This window comes from Paraprevotella clara YIT 11840, assembly GCF_000233955.1.
GTDB lineage: Bacteria > Bacteroidota > Bacteroidia > Bacteroidales > Bacteroidaceae > Paraprevotella > Paraprevotella clara.
In genome coordinates this window covers 78086-100871 of sequence record NZ_JH376616.1, presented here as the reverse complement: position 1 = coordinate 100871, position 22786 = coordinate 78086, and the positions used below count along the sequence as shown (strand labels likewise).

The following is a 22786-nucleotide window of genomic DNA, read 5'->3' as shown; positions in this document are numbered from 1 at the left end:
CACACCTTACATCTCGCGTCTGTAATTTTGCACCCAAAGAATTATCAACACATATTTTTAACTTTATGGAAATTGTTTATTTTAGTTTTATCGTGTTCCTGTTCATGCTGGCCGTTTTCGACTTGGTGGTCGGTGTGAGTAATGATGCCGTGAACTTTCTGAACTCGGCTATCGGAGCGAAGGTCGCACGCTTTCGCACCATCTTGATTATCGCATCGATCGGGGTGTTTGTGGGAGCTACGATGAGTAACGGTATGATGGACATTGCGCGGCATGGGATTTTCCAACCGCAGATGTTCAGTTTCAACGACTTGCTTTGTATTTTCCTGGCAGTCATGGTGACGGATGTGGTATTGCTGGATGTCTTCAACACGTTGGGAATGCCTACGTCTACCACCGTCTCTATGGTTTTTGAATTGTTGGGCGGTACGTTCATCCTTTCGTTGTTGAAAATAGCCACGGACGAGACCGGGCTTTTGGGCTTTGCCGATCTGTTGAATACGGACAAGGCCCTTTCTGTGATTTTGGGTATATTCCTTTCCGTGGCAGTGGCTTTTATCTTCGGAACGGTGGTACAATGGTTGTCCCGTTTGATTTTTACGTTTAACTATACTTCCAAGTTGAAATGGAAAATAGGGCTTTTCGGGGGGATTGCCACCACGTGTATCCTTTATTTTGCTTTACTGAAAGGATTGAAGGACAGTTCGTTCATGACTCCGGAATATAACGCATGGATAAAAGAAAATACGATGTATCTGGTGGGCGGGTGTTTCGTGGTAAGCACCGTCTTGATGCAGGTGTTCCATTGGTGCAAAATCAATGTATTCAAGATTGTAATTTTTATGGGTACTTTTGCCTTGGCTTTGGCTTTTGCCGGAAACGACCTGGTGAATTTCGTCGGTGTGCCGTTGGCTGCTTATTCGGCTTATCAGGATTTTGCCGCAAACGGTGCCGGGCAGGCCGATACTTTTATGATGAGTTCGCTGAATGAAAGTGCCAAAACACCGTTTATTTTCCTGTTTCTTTCCGGTGTGGTGATGGTCTATGCCTTGGCTACGTCGAAAAAGGCGCAGAATGTGGTGAAGACTTCCGTGGATTTGTCGCGTCAAGACGAAGGCGAAGAGATGTTCGGTTCTTCACGCGTGGCGCGCAGCATCGTGAGAGGGGCGAACAATGTGAACGAGTTCTTTTCCAAATATACCCCAAAACCTTTGGTGCGATGGATTGACGCCCGTTTTAACAAAGATGAGGCTATTTTGGCTCAGGGAGCGGCATTCGACTTGGTGCGTGCTTCTATCAACCTCGTGCTTTCCGGTCTGCTGATAGCATTGGGGACATCGTTGAAATTACCTCTTTCTACCACCTACGTGACTTTCATCGTGGCCATGGGGTCTTCTTTGGCCGACCGTGCATGGTCGCGCGAAAGCGCGGTGTTCCGCATCACGGGCGTGCTGAACGTCATCGGCGGATGGTTCCTTACGGCCGGTATTGCTTTCTCAGCCTGTGCGTTGGTCACGATTGCTATGTATTACGGTGGTGCGGTGGTGATGGCCTTGTTTGTCTTTGTGGCCGTGTTCATCCTGATTAAAAGTAACTTCTCAACAAAACGGAAGGACGAGACCGATTACGAGGAACAACTCTTTAAGGGTATTATGAATGCGAAAGACAAGGCGGAATGCTGGGACTTGCTGAAGAAGCATGTTTGCGCCACCCAGCAGGAGATGCTGGATTTCGTTTGGAAGACGTATGAAGATGTGGTCAACGGATTCGTAGACGAAGACTTGAAGACGTTGCGCCGTGCGGTGAAACGTATAGACGCTGAGAAATCGCGCCGTAAAAAACTGCGCCAAAGGGAATTGGTGGGCATGCGCCGCATCGACAAGCGGATTTCTTTGGAAAAGAACACATGGTTCCATTTGGCTTCCAACAGCGGAGAGCAAATGCTTTATTGCCTGAAACGTATGTCCGAGCCTTGCAAGGAGCATGTGGACAATAATTTCAATCCGCTTTCGAGAGAGTGCATAGAGGAGATTCTGCCGGTCAAGAAAAAGATAGTGGATTACCTGATGCGGAGCGAACGTATCGTGGAAGACCGGGACTATGAGCATATCGACGCGTTGCTGGTCGAAGAAGAGGCTTACAAGCAGCAGCTTTCCGAGATGCGCCGGGCGCAGGAAGACCGCATACAGATGGATTTGTCGCAAGGCTTGAAAGTTTCTTTGGTTTATCTGAACCTGTTGCAGGAGACGCAAGAGTTGCTCAGTGACTTGAGGCATTATTTGCGTGCATTCAAGCGTTTCCAGCAATAACCTGCCTTGAAAAGTTTTCTAACCGGATTTTTATTTATAAAATTCCGGTTAGAAGCTTTTATTATTTATCATATTTATTCTATATTTGTCGTATCGCATTTTAATGAATCGCGTATGGAACCCAAAAAGTCGATAGACGTCATTCCGCGTGACGTAAGTTGGATGTATTTTAACTACAGAATCCTTCAAGAAGCCCAGAACACATCGGTTCCCTTATTGGAACGCTTGGGTTTTATGGGGATATATAGCAATAATCTGGATGAGTTTTTCCGTGTCCGGATGGCTACGCTGACGCGTATTGCCGAGAGCGACGTGAAGCAAATGAAGTCCCAGATAGAAGAAGCCCGTCATACCATCAAGGTCATCAACAAGTTGAATAACCGGTATAATAAAGAGTTTGGACATGTTGTCGGGCAGTTGACAAAAGAGTTGGAAAAAGAGAAAATTCGTCTTGTCAATGAAAAACAGTTGAACGAGGCGCAGCAGTCTTTTATCCGCCAGTATTTCCGGAACAGTCTGGCCGGATTTACCAATCCGATATGGCTGTCGCAGGCAGAGCGGTTGGCTAATGAATCCGACGATACGATTTATTTGGCCGTGAAACTGACCCGTTGGTATGACGAAGCTAAAAAGCCTAAGAAAGAATATGCGCTTATCAGGGTTCCGGTGGAGAAGTTCGGTCGTTTTCTCGAACTTCCGGTGGAAGACGATACGCATTATATCATGTATATTGATGATGTGATAAGGTATTGCCTGCCTATGATATTTGTCAGCGTGGACTATGATCATTTCGAAGCTTATTCTTTCAAGTTCACGAAGGATGCGGAGATGGAATTGGATAATGAGTCGGATGCCGGGACATTGCAGCGGGTGCAGCGTGCGGTGAAAAGCCGTAAGAACGGTCAGCCCCTGAGGATTGTTTTCGATGCTTCCATGCCGAAGGATTTATACCGCAAGATTATGCTGAACCTGTCGCTCGACAAATTCGATACGACCTTGTCCGGCGGACGTTACCAGAACCATAAAGACCTGATGAAGTTTCCGGATTGCGGCCGTGGCGATTTGAAATATCCGGCATGGAAACCGTTGCTTTTACCGGAGTTTGCCGGTGCACGAAGCATGTTGGACCTGATTCGTGAAGAAGACCGTTTCCTGCATGTGCCTTATCATTCTTTCGACCATTATATCCAGTTGCTGTGCGAGGCCGCAATTTCCCCACGTGTCAAATCTATCAAGACTACTCTTTACCGTTTGGCTAAAGACAGTAAGGTCGTGGAAGCTCTGATTGCTGCGGCTAAAAACGGGAAGAAAGTGACGGTGGTAATCGAGCTGTTGGCGCGTTTCGACGAATCCAGCAATATAAAATGGAGCAAGCGTATGAAAGATGCGGGCATCAACGTCATTTTCGGTGTGGAGGGGCTGAAGGTACATTCCAAACTGTTATGGGTGGAGATGAGTGGCGGACGCGACATTGCCTGCATCGGAACCGGGAACTTTCACGAAGGAAACGCCCGAATCTATACGGACTGCATGTTGATGACGGCCGCCCCTGCTATTGTAAAGGATGTGGCGAATGTGTTCCGTTTCATAGAAAAACCTTTTCTTCCTGTGAAGTTCAAAGAATTGCTGGTTTCGCCGAATATCATGAAAAAGAATATTCTGGCTATGATACAGACGGAAATCAAAAATAAAAAGCAAGGAAAGGAAGCTTATATAAAGGTTAAAATCAACCATATCACGGATGAAGATGTCGTGAGGAAACTGTATGATGCGTCTGCAGCCGGAGTGGAGGTCGATTTGCTCGTGAGAGGGAATTGTGCGTTAGTGACAGGAATACAAGGGAAAAGCGACCATATCCGTATTCACGGAATCATAGACCGTTATCTGGAACATAGCCGGATTCTCATTTTCTGCAACGGAGGGGACGAACGGTATTTTATAGGGAGTGCCGACTGGATGCCCCGTAATCTGGACCATCGGATAGAAGTGATGGCTCCGGTTTACAATCCGGCCGTTCGTGCCGAATTGAAGCGGATTGTGGAATGGGGCATGATGGACAACCGGAAAGGGCGTATCGTAGACGGGACGGGGCATAATATGTTTTACGAGGGAACAGAGGGTGCGGAAGCATTCCGCTCACAGGAACGGTTATATGATTATTACGCCAAGCAAGTGGCGGAAAAGCAAAACGATAAAAGTAACGAATGACTATGATGGAAGGAATGAATTTTGCGGCTATCGACATCGGTACGAATGCCGCCCGGTTATTGATTAAGAACATCGATCATAATCCTTTGGGAGAAACAAAGTTCAGGAAAGTGTTGTTCATCCGTTATCCTTTGCGTCTGGGAATGGATGTGTTCTCGAAGGGTAAGATCGGGAAAGAGCGTGCCGAAATGATGATGCGCATGATCAAGGGGTTCAAGCAGATGATGCGTATGTACGATGTGGTGGATTATCGGGCGTGCGCTACGAGCGCCATGCGCGACGCTAAGAACGGCAAGGCCTTGATCAAGAAGATAGAAAAGAAGACGGGGATACGCATTGATTTAATCGAAGGGAAAGAAGAAGCCGGTATCCTGTATGGAAACCATATAGAGAAACTTCCCAATAAGGAAGGAACCTTTATGTATGTAGATGTGGGGGGAGGAAGTACGGAAATCACTTTGATACACCAAGGCCGGTTGGTGGGTTCCATGAGCTATAACATCGGTACGATCCGGTTGTTGAACCGTGCGGTAAAAGATGGGATTGTAGACGGGCTTAAAGCGGATATGGCAGGTATGTATGCCAATTACGGACCTATTAATATTATAGGTAGCGGGGGCAACATCAATAAATTGTTCCGTTTGGCGGAAGAAAAAAGTAAGAAAGAACTTAAATTGCCGATTACGTCCTTACGTAGTTTGCATAACGACCTGCAACCGCTGTCGGTAGAAGAGCGTATGGATCGTTTCGGGCTGAAACCGGACCGGGCTGATGTGATCGTTCCGGCGGCAGAAATATTCCTGATTATTGCCGACTGCATTCATTCGGACTACGTGTATGTACCTACCATAGGTTTGGCGGACGGCATCATCGGAGAACTTTATGCTAAGGCTATGCAAGATGAGAAAGAGCGTTTGAGTCGGAGCCGTTTTTATCTGAATGCCGAGGCACAGGGACTCCTCAATGCAGAAACAGTGGAGTCCGATGAATGAAGTATTCTTGTGGGGCTTGTGAATTTCTGTGAAAGAAAAAAAGTCTATGATGAAAGAATCATAAAAAAGTTTTGTACTTTTGCCCTACAAATGAAGATTTTATGAGATTACTGCATATTTTGGGGCTTTTGACGCTGTCTGCACAAATTTATGCTGTCCCCGCCCGTTTTCATGTATTCCGTGCTCAAATGAGTGACGGTACGTTTCAGAATATCCGTTTTTGCGGTGACGAATATCGAAGTTATTATGTGAATGAGGAGGGCTTTTTGGTAGAAAAGGAGGAAACCGGGCGTTTTCGTGTAACTTCATTGCGGCTACGGGATAAAGAGAAAACAGCGACCGTACGTGCTATGAGGGCAAGCTCCCAGGATAGGGTGGCGATAAAGCCATTGGGAAGTCCTCGGATACCGGTCATACTGGTAAACTTCAGCGATGAAAAGCTCACGGTAGCGGAAACGGCAAAGGGAATAGCCGATTATTATGATAAGTATTGCAACGGGACGAGAGACGGCATCTTGTACACGGGGGCTGGCAGCAGAGGGGCTGTACGCGATTACTTTGCCCAACAAAGCGACAGTCTGTTTCTTCCGGAGTTTGAAGTGATCGGCCCGGTGACATTGGACAAGCCGATGGCTTATTATGGAGAAAATTCGCCATCGGGTGCCAAAGATATTCGTTTTTCAGAATTTTGCAGCGAGGCTTTGGAACAGGCCACGACTTTGGTTTCTGATTTTAAAACGCGGTTCGATAATGATGGAAACGGCACTGTGGATTTGGCCTTTTTCATATATGCCGGTTTACCGGAATCGGATCCCGGAGTGACGGAAGATGCCATTTGGCCGAAAGAGATGATCCGCCCGATGACGATTAATGGGGTTACGGTGTCCGTGACAGCGTGTTGCAGTGAACTTTCAAAAGGCAGTTCGGGCAATCAGCCTTCGGGTATCGGTACAATGTGCCATGAAGTGTCTCATGCTTTAGGCTTGCCGGACGAATATGATACGAACTATACCGCATTGGGCATGTCATATTGGTCGTTGATGGATTCCGGTAATTATTGCGACAATGGAAAGACACCTTGTGGTTTGACTGCATACGAACGCGACTTGTTGGGTTGGCGTCCGCTGACGGTGTTGGAACATAGTACTACGGTCAGATTACGTCCGTTGGAAGCGGGTGGGGTAGGCTATAAAGTCGTCAATGAGGCAAATCCGGATGAGTATTACGTATTGGAGAACCGTCAGCACGTGGGTTGGGACAATGGATTGATGAAGTTGGGACATGGAATGTTGGTGGTGCATGTCGACTATGATGAGACGGCATGGAAGAACAATATGCTGAATACGAATGCCACACATCAACGTATGAGTTTCATTCCGGCCAATAACCGCTATGTAGGTCCGTACAATGCAGAAAGTTCGGCTGATTTGCTGAACGCATTGGGAGGACAACCTTATCCCGGAACGGAGGGAAATACAGCCCTGACAAATGAGACTACACCGGCATCACTTGTTTTCACAGGAACGTGGATGAACAAACCTATTACCCAAATCCGGGAGTTGGAGAACGGGGACATCGTATTGAAGTATATGCCTAAGGGCCGGTTGAAGGCTCCGGTAGTGGAAACGGCTGTGGAGGTGGCTTCAAATAGCTTTAAATTCAGTTGGAGTCCTTCGGAGAACGCTACGTTTTATACTGTGAAAGTGTACGGAATTTCCGGTGATGGGCAGTGGACCGAGCATCCGGTATTCGTTGCCGACTCTCTTAGTGAAACCTGTTGCACAGTCCGGTTGGACGATACCGGATATCAGTCGTATGCCTATGGCGTTTCGGCATTGGACGATGAATACGAAGATTCGGAGTTTTCCGGTTACGGCTATGTCCAATTACCTGCGGATGCCGTACGGCAAGTGAGTGCGGAAGGTGGAGCCAGTGTAGAGGTCTATTCTCTGCACGGCGTGTTGCTTGCCCGTTCACGGGAAGAAATGCTTAACCTTAATCCGGGCATATACATCCTGCGTACGGAGGGTAAGGCCGTCAAGATAGTTGTTAAATGAAAACCGATAAAATAAAGCAAAATGAAAAAATTGAGTTTGAAATGGATTGTAGTTTGTTGCGGTCTGTTGTTTACCACGACTGCATCTGCGCAGTTGGGTAACTTGTTGAAGAATGTGTTGGGGGGTAATAAGGGGACGGAAACCCAACAAACCGAAACAGAAGAGAAGGGTAATGTCTTGGGATCTATATTCCAGAATCTGATTGGGACAGCCAAAGTGGAAAATTCGAGTTTGAAAGGAGACTGGACGTATGAAAGCCCGGCTGTGGTGTTCGAATCCTCTAACCTCTTGAAGAAAGCCGGGGGAAGCCTGATGACGAATACTGCGGAGAAAACGTTGCAGAAGTATCTCGCTAAAATCGGTTTCGAGGAAGGCAAAGTTGATATTTCGTTCGACGGAGATAGTACATATACCATGACCATCGGGTCACGGAATTCAACGGGAACTTATACTGTCCAAGACAATGAAATAACCTTGAAGCGCAAAGGATTGTTGAGCCGTCCGGTCACAGCAAACCTTGCGTTGAAGGGCAACGAGATGCAAATCACTTTCAAGGCGGATAAATTGCTCGACTTCTTGACGAATATAACGACAATGACCGGTAATAGTACACTGAACATGATCGGTAATATTGCCAGCGGATACGATGGCATGCAATTAGGATTCCAATTCAAGAAGAAGTAATCCGGTTTGTTACAGAAAAACAGGAAGAGACTTTAAATAAGGCTTTTCCTGTTTTTTTGTAGATTCTATCGTTGGAGGTTGAATGTCAAGTTGCGTGGTATTTTGACCAGTTTCTTGTTTACGACCTTTTTGATAACCGTCCCCCCTTGCTGTTCCAACAAGTATGTGGAATCGTTTTCTACCGTCAGTTTGACTTCTTGTGTTTCCGAACCCAAATCATTGGACAGCCTGAATGTGGCGGTTTTCTCATTTTCAATCTTGGAAGAAGTAATCATCCATATACCGTACACGTTTCCGTTCATATATCCGTTCATGGGACCGAACATTTCCATTCCCGGTACATTGATGCTTTCTTCATACAAGTCCAAATGAAGATAAATTTTGTTTTCACGGTCGTAAAGCGTGCATTTAAATGGAGAACGGGCTGTAGTGAGACCCGTACATAAACCAATGAGACAAGTAACGATATATTTTTTCATCATACGTGTAACTTTTATTTAAAGGTAAATCATGTTCGTCAGTATGCCAAACGGTTTAATGTTTTTTTTGAATATACTCTTTCTATCCCTTGTGTTTGCAAACAACTCTCTATGATTATAAAATATTTTTAATGAAATGTGTTTAATAACAGGCCATTTCCTTTCGGGATTACTGTAAATTTCGTACCTTTGCCTTTGTTTTATAAAAGGTTAGAAATGAGTAGAGAAGTGTATGTTCCTAATTTTATTTTTGAGTCGAGTTGGGAGGTTTGTAATAAGGTAGGCGGTATTTATACGGTATTATCCACTCGGGCAAAGACATTACAAGATAAATTGAAAGATCACATCATGTTTATCGGTCCGGATGTGTGGAAAGAGAAAGAGAACCCGCTTTTCGAAGAAGATGCAAGCTTGTTGAAATCTTGGAGAGATACGGCTGAAAATGAAAATTTGCACGTACGAATAGGCCGGTGGAATGTTCCGGGGCACCCCATTGCGGTTTTGGTGGATTTCCAACCTTACTTTGCTATAAAAAACGATATATATACCCGCTTATGGGAAGACTACGGAGTAGATTCGCTTCACGCTTATGGCGACTACGATGAAGCGTCTATGTTTTCTTATGCAGCCGGACTGGTCGTCGAAAGCTATTATAATCATGTTTTAAAGGGGCAATGTGAACATGTCGTTTATCAGGCTCACGAGTGGATGACAGGCTTGGGGGCTTTGTATATTCAGAAGCATGTTCCGGAGGTTGCCACTATATTTACGACACATGCTACGACCATCGGACGTTCCATTGCCGGGAACCATAAACCGCTTTATGAATATTTGTTCGCATACAATGGGAATCAGATGGCACAGGAGCTGAATGTACAGTCCAAGCATTCCATTGAGCGCGAAACAGCTCATCATGTGGACTGTTTTACCACTGTGAGCGAGGTGACGAACCGGGAGTGTGCGGAATTATTGGACAAACCGGCCGATGTGGTCCTGATGAATGGTTTTGAAAAGGATTTCGTTCCGTCGAAAGCTCAGTTTGCCCGTAAGCGCCGAGAGGCTCGTCGTAAGTTGCGTGAAGTGGCAGGTGCATTGTTGGGTACGGAATTCGATGACGATGTGATGATTATTTCGACCAGCGGGCGGTATGAGTTTCGCAATAAGGGTATTGACTTGTATATGGAAGCCATGAACCGTTCTTTGAGGAATAAGGATTTAACGCGTAAAGTGCTGGCTTTTGTACAGGTTCCCGGATGGGTTTGTTGTCCCCGTGAGGATTTAAAGGAAAGGCTTGCTTCAGGAAAGACCTGTGACACGCCGTTGGAATGGCCCTTATTGACCCATTGGCTACATGAGATGTCCCATGACCAGGTCATTGATTACATGAAACGATACAACATGTGGAATCTGCCGGACGATAAGGTAAAGGTGATATTCGTTCCTTGTTACTTAGATGGAGCAGACGGTATTTTTAATATGCATTACTATGATTTGTTGATTGGAATGGATCTCACCGTCTATGCTTCTTATTATGAGCCGTGGGGGTACACGCCATTGGAAAGTGTGGCTTTCCACGTACCGTGCATTACAACCAATCTGTCCGGTTTCGGATTATGGGTAAATCAGTTGTTGGGAAAAGATGGAGAACTGACCGATGGCGTACAAGTCGTACGGCGGACGGATTATAATTCTTCCGAAGTGGCAGACGCTATTAAAGATGCCGTGACAGCTTATGCTGCTTTCACACCGCAAGAAGCGGAAAAGATACGCCATAAAGCTGCCGACATATCGGAACATGCTTTGTGGAAGCATTTTATCCGATACTATTATCAAGCTTACGATATCGCTTTGCATAAAGCGAAGCAACGTAGGGGAAAATAAACATGAATATTGCAAATATATTTTATAAATTTAATTTGAGAGTCTATGAAAATTAAAGCAAGTTGTTCTAATGGAGCAAATTGGAAACAAGTGGATGTAAAGTCAAGGATTCCCAAAGAGCTGGATAAACTCGAAGAGTTAGCTCGTAATATGTGGTGGGCGTGGAACCATGATGCTCGCGTGCTGTTCCGCAGTTTGGATGAAGACTTGTTTGACGAAGTGGGACAAAATCCGGTGTTGCTGCTGGAACGTCTCAGCTATGAGAAGATGGAGGAATTGTCGAAAGACAGTTCGGTCGTACGTAAAATGAACGACGTATATGCCGCATTCCGTGAATACATGGACGTAGAGCCGGACAAGACACGTCCGTCTGTAGCTTATTTCTGTATGGAGTACGGTCTGAATCACGTGTTGAAGATATATTCCGGTGGTTTGGGAGTATTGGCCGGCGATTATCTGAAAGAGGCTTCCGATAGCAACGTAGATATGTGTGCAGTCGGTTTCCTTTATCGTTATGGTTATTTTACGCAGACTTTGTCCATGGATGGACAGCAGATTGCAAATTACGAAGCACAGAATTTCGGTAGCCTGCCGATTGAACGTCAACTGGATGCCGATGGCAACCCGATGATTGTAGAAGTACCTTATTTGAATTATAAGGTATACGCTTCCGTATGGAGAGTGAATGTAGGACGTATTAAATTGTATCTTTTGGATACCGATAACAATATGAATTCTGAATTCGACCGGCCTATAACCCATGCCCTCTACGGCGGCGATTGGGAGAACCGTCTGAAACAGGAGATACTATTGGGTATCGGTGGCGTACTTACGTTGAAGAAACTGGGTATTCATAAGGATATATACCACTGTAATGAAGGCCATGCCGCTTTGTGTAACATCCAACGCTTATTGGATTATGTACAGGAAGGACTTTCTTTCAATCAGGCATTGGAATTGGTTCGTGCCTCTTCTCTTTATACGGTGCATACTCCGGTTCCAGCCGGTCACGACTATTTCGACGAGGGATTGTTCAGCAAGTATATGAGCGGTTATGCGTCGGTTTTGGGCATTTCGTGGGATGAGTTGATTGGTATGGGACGTCAGAATCCTGATGACCATTCGGAACGTTTTTGTATGTCGACTTTTGCATGTAACACATGCCAAGAAGTGAACGGCGTAAGTTGGCTTCATGGAAAAGTGTCTCAACAGATGTTTGCTAATATATGGAAAGGCTATTTCCCGGAAGAAAGCCATGTAGGTTACGTAACTAACGGTGTGCACTTCCCCACGTGGGCTTCGACATCATGGCAAAGACTTTACCGGAAGCATTTCGACAAAGACTTCATGAAGGACCAAAGTAACGAAAGCATTTGGGAAGCTATTTTTGACGTCTCGGATGAGGAGATTTGGAAAACCCGTATGGAGTTGAAGACGAAACTGATCCACTATATCCGTGAAAAGTTCCGTGATAGCTGGTTGAAGAATCAGGGAGATCCCTCACGTGTGATTTCTTTGATGGACAAAATCAATCCCAATGCCTTGCTGATAGGTTTCGGACGTCGTTTTGCCACATACAAGAGAGCGCATTTGCTTTTCACCGACCTCGACCGCCTGGCCAAGATTGTGAATAATCCGCACTATCCTGTTCAGTTCCTCTATACCGGTAAGGCTCATCCTGCCGATGGAGCGGGACAGGGATTGATTAAAAAGATTTATGAAATCTCGCAGCGGCCTGAATTCTTGGGTAAAATCATATTCCTGGAGAACTATGACATGCAGTTGGCGCGTCGTTTAGTAAGTGGTGTCGATATCTGGATGAACACCCCGACGCGTCCGTTGGAGGCCAGTGGAACATCGGGTGAAAAAGCTTTGATGAACGGTGTGCTGAACTTGTCTGTGCTCGACGGATGGTGGCTCGAAGGCTATCGTGAGGGTGCCGGATGGGCTTTGACAGAGAAACGTACGTATGACAATCAAGCCTATCAGGATCAGTTGGATGCGGCAACTATCTATAGCTTGTTGGAAAACGAGATTCTGCCATTGTACTATGCGCGCAACAGCAAGGGATATTCTGCCGGATGGGTTAAGACCATCAAGAACTCAATAGCCCACATTGCTCCCCATTATACGATGAAGCGGCAGTTGGACGACTATTATTCGAAGTTCTACAATAAAGAAGCTGCCCGCTTTAAGGTTTTGGCTGCCGACAACTATGCCAAGGCAAAGGAAATTGCGGCATGGAAAGAAACCGTAGCCTCTAAGTGGGATCAGATAGAAGTCGTATCGGCTGACAAGTGTGACGAATTAATAAACGGAACGATTGAAAGCGGGAAGGATTATACGATTCGTATCGTGATAGACGAAAAAGGGTTGGATGATGCTATTGGAGTAGAACTGGTTACTTTGCACACAGATGCAGATGGTAAAGATCATATTTATTCGGTAGAACCGTTGGAGGTAGTGAAGAGAGAGGGTGACCTGTTTACTTTCGAGGTGGTTCATTCCATCAATAATGCCGGAAGTTTCAAGGTGGCATACCGTATGTTCCCGAAAAATAAGGACCTGCCTCACCGTCAGGACTTCTGCTATGTGAAATGGTTTAATTGATAGGTTCTGAAAAAGGACTTGTCCCAATAAACGAATCCCGGATGTCTACGTCATACGAACACGTCGTGCATCCGGGATTTTTCTTTAAAATCTTCCTACCCAGGATTTTTGCAAAAATATCCTTCATCTTTCAGGTTATACTGTAAGCCTTTCATAATATTGGTATTACAGGCTGAAGGATGTTTCAGGAACCCTTCAGCTACGTTTCATTTCGTTTGGCGCAGAATGAAAAATCGTTCGCTTGAGATTGAAAAATCATTTGGCTGAGAACTTTTTATCGCTCTCTGCAATGAAAGAAGCCTGAAAGATACTCTTTCTATCTTTCATCTTGTAATATATTGTATGATAGTGCGTTATCCGATAATATGAAAGATGAAAGAGTTTTTTGTAAACCCTTTGGGGAATACATCCTGTTACCCCCGAAAAGAACGTGTTCCGGAAAAACTTCGGAAAGACAAGCATTGTATCGATCCAATTTTCTGTACGGTAAAAGTTTTCTTGTCATAAAAAAAGTATTAACTTTGCACATAATATAAATCGTATAGCCTATGTAGCAAGACAGAATACAGACATATAGATAAAAAGCGTTAGCTTTATTCTTGTTTTTTCAAAATCGCCAAATTTTAGAAATAGCTATCAAGAGTAAAAGTTGATGCTCACGCCTCAGGCGTGGGCTTTTACTTGTTTGATAGCAATGGTGTTTGGCGATACCTGAAAAGACAGACAAAGTGAAGAGTCCACGCTTTTTTATTGTCTTCCTTCCGTTTTGGACTCATGCCCTTATCCTGTGTAGGGCAATGGTGTTTATTCATCACATTATTAATTAAATTCATAAGAAAATGAAGCAATTTTATTTGATATGTATGCTGCTACTGGTCTCTTTGGCTACTTTCGGACGGGATGTTACGGTTCATGTGACCGACCAACGGGGAGCTGTGGTAAGTGGGTTGTCGGTGCAGTTCGACAACGAAAGCTTTGATACTGATGCCAATGGTGATTTTGTAATAAAAGGGTTGGGAAGTTCGGGTACCTATTCGTTCCGGTATTATAAAGACTATAATTATGAGACAGTGCGTTTTTCTTGGGATGGTATATCCTCTGCCGTTAATGTGAGTTTGGACGGTTATTATGTGACGTTCCAACTGGTGGGGCTTTCAGATGAGGAAGTCGCGCAGGTAAAAGGCAGTGATTTGAAAGTCTCTACAAAGGGCAGCTCTGGCGCTACGTATAAAACAATGGGAGATGATGGAATCCTTTCTTTTTGGTGGGATGCTCCTGCCATATCCTGGGAGTTTAACACCAAGGTATTCGGTGATTGTAGTGGAGAGGTCAACTTGGAAGAAGAGAAAGGCATTGTGCCTATCGCCCCGAAAAACGGAAAATACAAAGTGTCTTTAGGGAATATCAAGGGGCACGGTGGAGCTGCGGTGGAGCATGCTACAATTGACGGAATTGCGGCTGAGAAGTTCATTGCCGTTTACCGTACTCCGGGATATTACACCATGGAGTTCATGGCGCCGGGTTACTTTCCCTATAGCGTAGCCTATCAGGTCGTCAATAAAGACGTGACCGTGGATATTGATTTGAGCCAAAGCCGTGCGCTGAGATTCCTGTTTACGGATCGTGACGGGTCGGCCATGGAGAATTTGTCCGTAAATTTGCGTTCGGCAGACAATCCTCGTTTAGATGTTGACCTTGCCACTGATGCAAGCGGTTTTTGCGAAATTTACGTCATGCCCGGTGATTATGACTATGATCCCGATTATGAGAAGCCGTTTTATCCTCCGGAGACAAAGAGTATTCAGGTTTTGGATGAAGATGTTGTAGAAGATGTGAATCTGGTCGGTACGACACTGCTGACAGTCAGGCTGAAAAACACAAAGGAAATAGGTACTTCTAATGCAAAACGTATATTGTCGCGTTCCTCACGATTACACTACAATGGCGGGGGATGGGATGCATTTCCAAGAAGTGGCACAGAAGATGGCGATGATATTGTATATGGCGTTCTTATAGAAAAGGAATATACCAATGCAAGCATGTCCCTTCTATTTAGTAATACAACGAAGGACATCCTCGGCGTACAGGAAGACAATATTGTTTTGGACGGAAAAGACGTGAATTTTGAATATGATTTCGGCACATACCTTACGGCCAAGTTGACTGCTCCCGACGGTTATTTGTTCCGTGGAGAAGCCGAAATAGACGGAGTGGAGGTATCGTTGGACAAGGAGGCGGTTCATGACGTGCTCATGCCGTCGGGTGAGCACCATTGGGTCGTTGGACTGCAAACGGCAGATGGGCAGCAGGCTTTGCCTTTTGGCAAAGAACAATCGTTTAACTTGGAGGAGGATGAAGCCCCAATCGTATATGCTTTTAATGAAGACGATTATTATGGAATCAAGTTTTTCGTGAAGGATGAGAACGGTCGCCCGGCCAATGGCTTTCCCGTAACACTGCGGCAAGCGGACTACGACTACGAAGCATCCTCCCAGACCGATGCGGACGGATGTTGCACGCTATTCCTTTTGGAACCGGGGGGCTGTCGTTATGAGGTGGGAGGAAGTTGGGCACATGGTGATAGTGTCTACTTGCCTATATCGGAAAGCGTTTCGGTGGATGAGGGGATGTTGCAGGAAACTGTCTCTTTCGAGGGGTACAGACGCCTCTCCCTAAGGGTAAAAGGCAATGATGAATGGGACATGTCCCTGCCTACGGTGTGGATAAATGGTGTGTATGAAGACTTCCCCATGGCTTTGGACAAAAGTGCCTCCACGATGGAATACGCAGGTCACATGATGATGCCGCAGGGGGATTACTGCGGTACGGTTCATGTCCGTGACCTCGATGGCCACGAAGCTTCGGTTGATTTCAGTGTGGAACTCAAAGAGAACGACGTGGCCGAGACGATGGATTTCAGTGCTTACCGTGCTGTGGACTTTACTGTAAACCAAGAGGAATTGCTTGATGGGTGGGTGTCCGTGTTCAAGGACGGGCAAAAAATAGAACAACAAGACGGTATAAATGGCGCCCTCCTTTTGCCTCCCGGAAAGTACACGGCCCGTTATGTGGGCTACCAATATTGTTTCAGGGATACGCTCTATTTTGAAATAGCTGATAAGGCCGTGAAAGTTGATATCCAATTCAATCCGGAGGAATTCCGTGCAGTGACATTCGAAATGGTGAACCAACCAGAACAGGTTAAATTCATTGAGATTCGGGTGGATAGCATGATGACACTCAGAAACCAAGAAAGTGTGATGTTTCGGAAAGGTAAACATTACTATGAGTTCGGTTTAGTGTCTGTCGGTGAGAATTACCACCGCTTATGGCCTTTGGAGGGTACGTTTGAGGTAGACGATGAAGGTAAGGTAGTGGAAGTGGATTTGAGCCAATATAGGGTGTTCCGGCTTTGGCTTGTCATGCCCGACAATAGTGTGGCGGAGTCCGGTATTCTTCCTATGTATTTGTCTAAGGAGGGTAAGACGTTGACGCTGAATTACTATTATTATCTGAATACCTATGCGTTGCCTCTCGGTACTTATGATTTGGAAGTGGAGGTCAACGAGGAAGAAAGGTACTATGGGACGCTCATTATCGGAACGGATTGTCCGGATGAAATCACGGTACAGCTTTCTGATAAACCTAACGCAATCGCAGATGTACCGACGCACGACTTGGAATTGTCGGCTACAATGCAAAACGGGCGGATTTGTGTGATTTCGGCACGAAGCGAAGAAGTGGAAGTGCGTGTTTATGATTTGGACGGACGTGTTTTGTGGCAGGGTAACGTGATGCCGGGCAGCGTGACGGATACGGGATTGTATGGACAAGGCATTTACCTGATAAGCATGAAGCTGGAAGGCTGCGCAAGGACACAGAAACTCATTGTCCGTTAGTTTTGCTCCGTCTTCTCGCATGAGACACAGAAAAAGGCCGCCTCCTTACTTTTGGGAGACGGCCTTTTTGACATTTGATGAAATCACTCCAAATACTGTTTGACTGTGTTTTCAAGTTCTTCACCTCTGAGTTGTTGACCTATGATAGTACCGTTACTGTCTATCAGAATAGTATAGGGGATAGACGTTACGCCATACTTCTGTGTCATGATGTTGTCCCAGGAACGGAGTTCCGAAGCTTGGGGCCAAGTCATGTGCATTGTCTTTACTGCATTTTTCCATGCGGTTTCATCCTCATCGAATGAGATACCCACGATTTCGAGTCCCTTCTTGTGGTATTTCTCATACAGCGACACTACGTTCGGCATTTCTGCACGACAGGGGCCGCACCAACTGGCCCAACAATCTACCAAGGTCAGCTTATTGTCCCGGATGATGTCGGAGAGTTTGAGTTCGCCTCCGTCCATGGACGGTATGGTGATGTCTATGAAGGATTGTCCGTTTGAGGTCATATTACTTCTTTCGGCATCTTCTTCAATGTATTTCAGCGCGTTACTGTTTTTATAGTGTGATGATACTTTCTGTGAAAGTTCGAGCACCTCTTGCGGGGTAAACATATTATAACAGGAAAGAAAGAGGAAATATCCGACCGGTTTATCTATGTATTTCTTCACACTTTCAGTCACGAACCGGTTGGATTGCTGCTCCAAAGCCACGAGTTCTTGTTCCGTTTTCTCATCCGGATTGTATTCTGCCGTATCGGACGGAGCCTGTCGTGCATAAATATTGCTCATCCGCTCGTGAAGGGCATAAATGGAATCTGTAATTTCTTGGTAGATGTCGTTGTTTTCTGTTCCCGACACTCTTCCTTCCGGACCGATATTCAACTGAATGTTTCCCTTTTCCATAAAGAAAATATTGCTGTAGACTTCATTGCTTTCTTGGTCATAAAAGAAGAAACTGGCAATGATGGTAGAATCGCATTTTTCCTGGAGGGTAAATTTTCCCTGATGCAGTATAATCGTATCGGTTGGGGTGAAGTTACCGTCGGACATTCGTGCCAGATACAGCGTATCGCCGTCCTTGGCATTTTCCACTGTTCCCTCTATTTTACAGTTCTGTGACGAGCAAGAGGCGAAAAGACCTATGAGGCCTGATATAAACAGATTTTTTGTTTTCATAAGTTTGTGAGTGTTAGAAAAAGGCCGCACGGAATTCCTGATTTTGAAATCTGTGGCGGCCTTCTTGTGAAATATTGTATTTATTAATAAAAATACGGGTTAAATCAGATATTGCGAACTGATGGATTCGTTATTCTCCACCCGTCTGATGGTTTCAGCCAGAATGTCGGCAATGCTAATTTGCTTGACTTTGGCACATCGGCTGGAATAAGGGATACTGTCGGTGAAGACCAGTTCCTCAAGGGCAGAGTCTTGTACACGTTCCGAAGCCGGTCCCGACATGATACAATGGGTGGCCACGGCACGCACGGAGGCAGCTCCCTTTTCTTTCATCAGATTAGCTGCCTTGGTAATGGTTCCGGCAGTGTCTACCATGTCGTCTACCAAAATGACGTCTGCTCCCTTTATTTCGCCGATGATTTGAATGTCGGCCACTTCATTGGGCTTGCTTCGTGTTTTGTTGCACAGCACCAACGGGCATTCAAGGTATTTGGAATAGGTGCTTGCACGTTTCGAACCGCCTACATCAGGAGCCGCAATTACGATATTCTTGAGGTTTAAGGATTTGATGTAAGGCAACAATACGCTGGAAGCATACAGATGGTCTACCGGCACATCGAAGAATCCCTGTTCCTGATCGGCATGCAAGTCCATCGTAATCAATCGGTTTATCCCGGCCACACTCAGCATATCCGCCACGAGCTTCGCACCGATGGACACACGGGGTTTGTCCTTACGGTCCTGCCGTGCCCAACCGAAGTAGGGGATGACGGCAATGATACTTTTAGCCGAAGCACGTTTGGCTGCATCGATCATCAGCAGGAGTTCCATTAAATTGTCTGAGTTTGGAAACGTGGACTGTACCAGGAATACGTCGCGTCCACGGATAGACTCTTCGTATGATACGGAAAACTCTCCGTCGGCAAAGTGGGTAATCACCAATTTGCCGAGCGGGCATCCTAAACTGGAACAGATCTTTTCCGCCAGATACTTGGATTTGGTTCCCGAAAAAACCATAAATGAATTATTTGCACTCATCTCTCTATAACGTATTAATTTTAGAAGTAGCTTGTCTTGTCAGTCGGCTGCCTTGCGCAGCTTGCGGAAATGGTTGATTAATTCTTTGTAATCCAGTGTAGAATGGATATTGAAACGATTCCACAAATCGCCCAATACCACAACTCCCCCGAATCCGAGCTCTTTTGCTACGGCCATGTTTTCCGTCGTGATTCCCCCTAATGCCATCACTCTCTTATCTATGATACCGTGTGCGGAAGCCTGTTTCAGCACTTCCATGTCAAAAGCCGATGTGTAATTGGATTTGGATATACTGTCGAAAATGGGGCTGAGAAACACATAATTGAAGTTTTTCTTTTCCGCTTTCAACTCGTCTATATGATGGAAAGATTTACTGATATGTCCTTTGTAGCCTACCGGAGGTTCCGGATTCCTTCCGTTCAGGTGTATACCTCGTAAGTTGAATTCTTCTTTCAGATAAAAATGGTCGTGTACGACAATTTGATTATGATGACTTTCCGGCAATAATGTGAGCAGGCGTTCCGAATAAACCGGCTCCGTGTCCGGTTTCCGTAAATGAAGGAGGTCCAAACCTTCTTCAAACAGGGCTGTGAGTATTTTATCTTCCTCCACAAAAAAGTCCGGAGGCGTCAATAATATCAATTTCATTGGTACAATGTCGCTATTTGTATTGCAAAGTTAACAAAAAAACAATAGCCATACGTATGCCCGGCCTTTATTTCTTTTATTTTTCATTTAAAAACCATTCGTTTTACAAAAGTGAATCCATAAGTCCGAAAAAAGGCCGTTTGCCAGTGTTTTCACTTGACAAACGGCCCGTTTTTTATTCTTTCCCTTTCAGATTTTGTTATTCTTCATGCAAACGTGCTTCCTCTTCCGGATCGAACTCACAGTTCTTCAGGTTTTGGCTGATACGCATGGCGCAGAAATTGGGACCGCACATCGTGCAGTATTTCCCGTTGAAATGGTTTCCGGCCTTGTAGTATTCCAAAGCCCGGTCAGGGTCAAGTCCCAAGTTGAACTGGTCTTTCCAGCGGAATTCGTAACGGGCCTTACTCAAGGCATTGTCTCGTACCGTGGCGCCCGGATGACCTTTGGCGATATCGGCGGCGTGTGCGGCAATCTTATAGGTGACCACACCCGTACGCACGTCCTCTTTGTTAGGCAGACCGAGATGTTCTTTCGGAGTGACGTAGCACAACATAGCCGTGCCGTACCATCCGATTTGTGCTGCCCCGATGGCACTGGTGATATGGTCGTAGCCCGGAGCCACGTCGGTCACCAGCGGGCCGAGCGTATAGAATGGTGCCCCGTGGCATTTTTCGATTTGCCGGTCCATGTTTTCGCGGATTTTATGCATCGGCACGTGCCCCGGCCCTTCGATAAACGCCTGTACGTTTTTCGCCCATGCCCGTTGTACCAATTCGCCCATGGTATCCAGTTCGGCAAACTGTGCTCGGTCGTTGGCATCGAATATCGCTCCAGGGCGCAATCCGTCGCCTAACGATACGGCTACGTCATATTGCGCCAGGATGTCGCAGATGTCGTCGAAGTGTTCATATAGGAAACTCTCTTTCTGGTGATAAGAGCACCATTGCGAAATGATGCTTCCGCCTCGGCTCACCATACCGCACAGTCGTTCATGGGCATAGTGCACGTTTTTCAGCCGGATGCCGCAATGTATGGTGAAGTAGTCCACGCCTTGTTCGCATTGTTCGATAAGTGTGTCGCGGAATAGCTCCCAAGTCAGGTTCTCGGCCTTTCCCTTCACTTTTTCCATCGCCTGATACATCGGTACAGTGCCGACTGGTACAGGACAGTTGCGTACGATCCATTCGCGCGTCTCATGGATATTGTCGCCCGTAGAGAGGTCCATCAACGTGTCGCCTCCCCATTTGCAGCTCCATAGGCATTTGTCCACTTCTTCTTCAATGCCGGAAGTCGTGGCCGAATTGCCGATATTCGTATTGATTTTCACCAAGAAGTTACGTCCGATAATCATCGGTTCCGCTTCCGGATGGTTGATATTGGCCGGCAATACGGCGCGTCCGGCTGCAATTTCGTCGCGTACGAATTCGGGCGTGATATAAGTGTCTATCCCCAGTTCTTCGCAGTTCATGTTTTCCCGAATGGCTACATATTCCATTTCCGGTGTGATGATGCCCTGTTTGGCATAATACATCTGGGACACCTGCCGTCCGGCCTTGGCACGATAAGGCCGTTGGATGTGCGAGAAACGCAAGTGGTCCAAACTTTTGTCCTCCTGGCGCATCCGTCCGTATTCGGATGTCAGTCCGTCAAGCTGTTCCACATCGCCCCGTTGTAAAATCCATGATTCCCGCATACGGGGCAACCCTTGTTTGAGGTCTATCTTCACGTTCGGGTCGCTATATGGGCCACTGGTATCATATACATATATCGGATCGTTTTTCTTGACTGTCCGTTTCCCGTCTTCCACGGTGACGGTCGGGGTCAGCAATACCTTGCGCATCCCTACCTTGATTTCCGGATGCAGTTTGCCCGTCATATAAACTTTCTCCGAACTCGGATAAGTGATTTTGATTTTATCGTCCATATATTTGTTGTTTTATGATTGTTGTACGTTCAATATTCTCAGGATGTTCCGGGTTTCTTCTGTGGGACTTCCGGCTCTCAGGATTGTGCCGCTCAGGGCGATGCCGTCCACTCCCGTTTCCATCAACGCCGGGATGTCTTCTTTTGTAATTCCGCCGATGGCAATCAGTGGCAGCGAAATGCCTTTCTTTTTCATGCCGTCCAAGATCCGGCGATACCCTTCCAAGCCGAGGGTCGGGGCGAGCTTTTCTTTCGTTGTGGTAAAACGGAACGGGCCGCAACCGATGTAATCCGCTCCCCGCACGGCATGCAACATCACGTCTTCCAATGTGTTGGCCGTTCCACCGATGATGCGGTCTTGCCCCAAAAGCCTGCGGGCTTCGTCGATGGGCATGTCGCTTTTCCCGAGATGGACACCGTCGGCATGCAAGACGTCCACCCATTCCACATGGTCGTCTAAGATGAAGGTGGCACCATACCGGCGGCACAGAGCTTCCACTTCCGCGCCCGTCCGCATCCATTCTTCGGGCGATGCGTCCTTCATCCGGAGTTGAATCCAGCGGCAACCGCCTTCCAGTGCCAGGCGTGCGGCATCGGCGTAACCGTACTGTTCCGTGTAATGTGTGATAAATTGTAAGTTCTGCATATATCCCTTTCTCTTAAATAAAGGTTACGACAAAAGGGGAGAGAAGAATATGCTGTGATGTATGTCTCTTGTCAGGCACAATCCCTTCGGCAGCATTACCTGCATCAGGTTCACAGGGTATAATCTCAGCCGTCCCAATCGGGCAAGCACCCCTTTGCAGTGGCAAAGATACGCATAATAATCAATATGCAAAGGTAAAAACAAAAAATCATTCTCAGCCAAACGAAA

The 22786-nt window shown here is 46.1% G+C and carries 14 protein-coding genes and 1 riboswitch; of the genes, 8 read left to right on the top strand and 6 right to left on the bottom strand.

The window, feature by feature from the left end; genetic code table 11:
• The first annotated feature begins 65 nt into the window (after positions 1 to 65).
• The 5 genes from HMPREF9441_RS12025 to HMPREF9441_RS12005 all read left to right on the top strand — a co-directional run bounded on the left by HMPREF9441_RS12025 (position 66) and on the right by HMPREF9441_RS12005 (position 8250).
• Positions 66 to 2309 carry an inorganic phosphate transporter gene (locus tag HMPREF9441_RS12025; RefSeq protein WP_008621533.1) on the top strand — a complete coding sequence of 748 codons (2244 nt, stop codon included), beginning with the start codon at positions 66 to 68 and terminating at the stop codon, positions 2307 to 2309.
• Between the two features lie 114 nt (positions 2310 to 2423).
• Positions 2424 to 4517 carry an RNA degradosome polyphosphate kinase gene (locus HMPREF9441_RS12020; protein ID WP_008621532.1) on the top strand — a complete coding sequence of 698 codons (2094 nt, stop codon included), beginning with the start codon at positions 2424 to 2426 and terminating at the stop codon, positions 4515 to 4517.
• The gene (locus HMPREF9441_RS12015) at positions 4514 to 5509 is read left to right on the top strand and encodes a Ppx/GppA phosphatase family protein (RefSeq protein ID WP_008621531.1); all 996 of its coding nucleotides are present in this window, start codon (positions 4514 to 4516) and stop codon (positions 5507 to 5509) included. Before HMPREF9441_RS12020 ends, HMPREF9441_RS12015 begins: the two co-directional genes overlap by 4 nt.
• Positions 5510 to 5610: 101 nt before the next feature.
• Positions 5611 to 7566: a M6 family metalloprotease domain-containing protein gene (locus tag HMPREF9441_RS12010; RefSeq protein WP_008621530.1), complete on the top strand. Its 1956-nt coding sequence runs from the start codon at positions 5611 to 5613 to the stop codon at positions 7564 to 7566.
• Between the two features lie 21 nt (positions 7567 to 7587).
• Positions 7588 to 8250, top strand: coding sequence for a DUF4923 family protein (locus HMPREF9441_RS12005; protein ID WP_008621529.1), 663 nt, complete (start codon positions 7588 to 7590; stop codon positions 8248 to 8250).
• Positions 8251 to 8315: 65 nt separating this feature from the next.
• Here the strand turns inward: HMPREF9441_RS12005 and HMPREF9441_RS12000 are convergent, their stop codons facing one another.
• Positions 8316 to 8732 carry a hypothetical protein gene (locus tag HMPREF9441_RS12000; protein ID WP_008621527.1) on the bottom strand — a complete coding sequence of 139 codons (417 nt, stop codon included), beginning with the start codon at positions 8730 to 8732 and terminating at the stop codon, positions 8316 to 8318.
• A gap of 213 nt (positions 8733 to 8945) precedes the next feature.
• On the opposite strand from HMPREF9441_RS12000, the gene HMPREF9441_RS11995 reads away from it, so the two are divergent.
• The 3 genes from HMPREF9441_RS11995 (at position 8946) to HMPREF9441_RS11980 (ending at position 17119) form a co-directional block, all read left to right on the top strand.
• A complete protein-coding gene (locus HMPREF9441_RS11995; protein WP_008621526.1) occupies positions 8946 to 10610 on the top strand; it encodes a glycogen/starch synthase in 1665 nt (554 codons plus the stop codon).
• A 45-nt stretch (positions 10611 to 10655) separates the two neighbouring features.
• Entirely contained in the window at positions 10656 to 13220 is a 2565-nt protein-coding gene (gene glgP, locus HMPREF9441_RS11990) for an alpha-glucan family phosphorylase (protein WP_008621525.1), read from the top strand.
• Between the two features lie 839 nt (positions 13221 to 14059).
• The gene (locus tag HMPREF9441_RS11980) at positions 14060 to 17119 is read left to right on the top strand and encodes a T9SS type A sorting domain-containing protein (RefSeq protein ID WP_008621519.1); all 3060 of its coding nucleotides are present in this window, start codon (positions 14060 to 14062) and stop codon (positions 17117 to 17119) included.
• Positions 17120 to 17202: 83 nt separating this feature from the next.
• Here the strand turns inward: HMPREF9441_RS11980 and HMPREF9441_RS11975 are convergent, their stop codons facing one another.
• The 5 genes from HMPREF9441_RS11975 to HMPREF9441_RS11955 form a co-directional block, all read right to left on the bottom strand.
• Positions 17203 to 18300 (bottom strand): TlpA disulfide reductase family protein, encoded by a 1098-nt coding sequence (locus HMPREF9441_RS11975; RefSeq protein WP_008621518.1) that lies wholly within the window; start codon positions 18298 to 18300, stop codon positions 17203 to 17205.
• A 99-nt stretch (positions 18301 to 18399) separates the two neighbouring features.
• Entirely contained in the window at positions 18400 to 19338 is a 939-nt protein-coding gene (locus HMPREF9441_RS11970; protein WP_009390657.1) for a ribose-phosphate pyrophosphokinase, read from the bottom strand.
• A 39-nt stretch (positions 19339 to 19377) separates the two neighbouring features.
• Positions 19378 to 19986 carry a thiamine phosphate synthase gene (locus HMPREF9441_RS11965; protein ID WP_008621516.1) on the bottom strand — a complete coding sequence of 203 codons (609 nt, stop codon included), beginning with the start codon at positions 19984 to 19986 and terminating at the stop codon, positions 19378 to 19380.
• Positions 19987 to 20185: 199 nt separating this feature from the next.
• Positions 20186 to 21913, bottom strand: coding sequence for a phosphomethylpyrimidine synthase ThiC (gene thiC, locus HMPREF9441_RS11960; protein WP_008621515.1), 1728 nt, complete (start codon positions 21911 to 21913; stop codon positions 20186 to 20188).
• A gap of 12 nt (positions 21914 to 21925) precedes the next feature.
• On the bottom strand, positions 21926 to 22558 hold the full coding sequence (locus HMPREF9441_RS11955; protein WP_008621513.1) for a thiamine phosphate synthase: 633 nt from the start codon (positions 22556 to 22558) through the stop codon (positions 21926 to 21928).
• A 64-nt stretch (positions 22559 to 22622) separates the two neighbouring features.
• Positions 22623 to 22722: riboswitch (TPP riboswitch) on the bottom strand.
• Between the last annotated feature and the right edge of the window lie 64 nt (positions 22723 to 22786).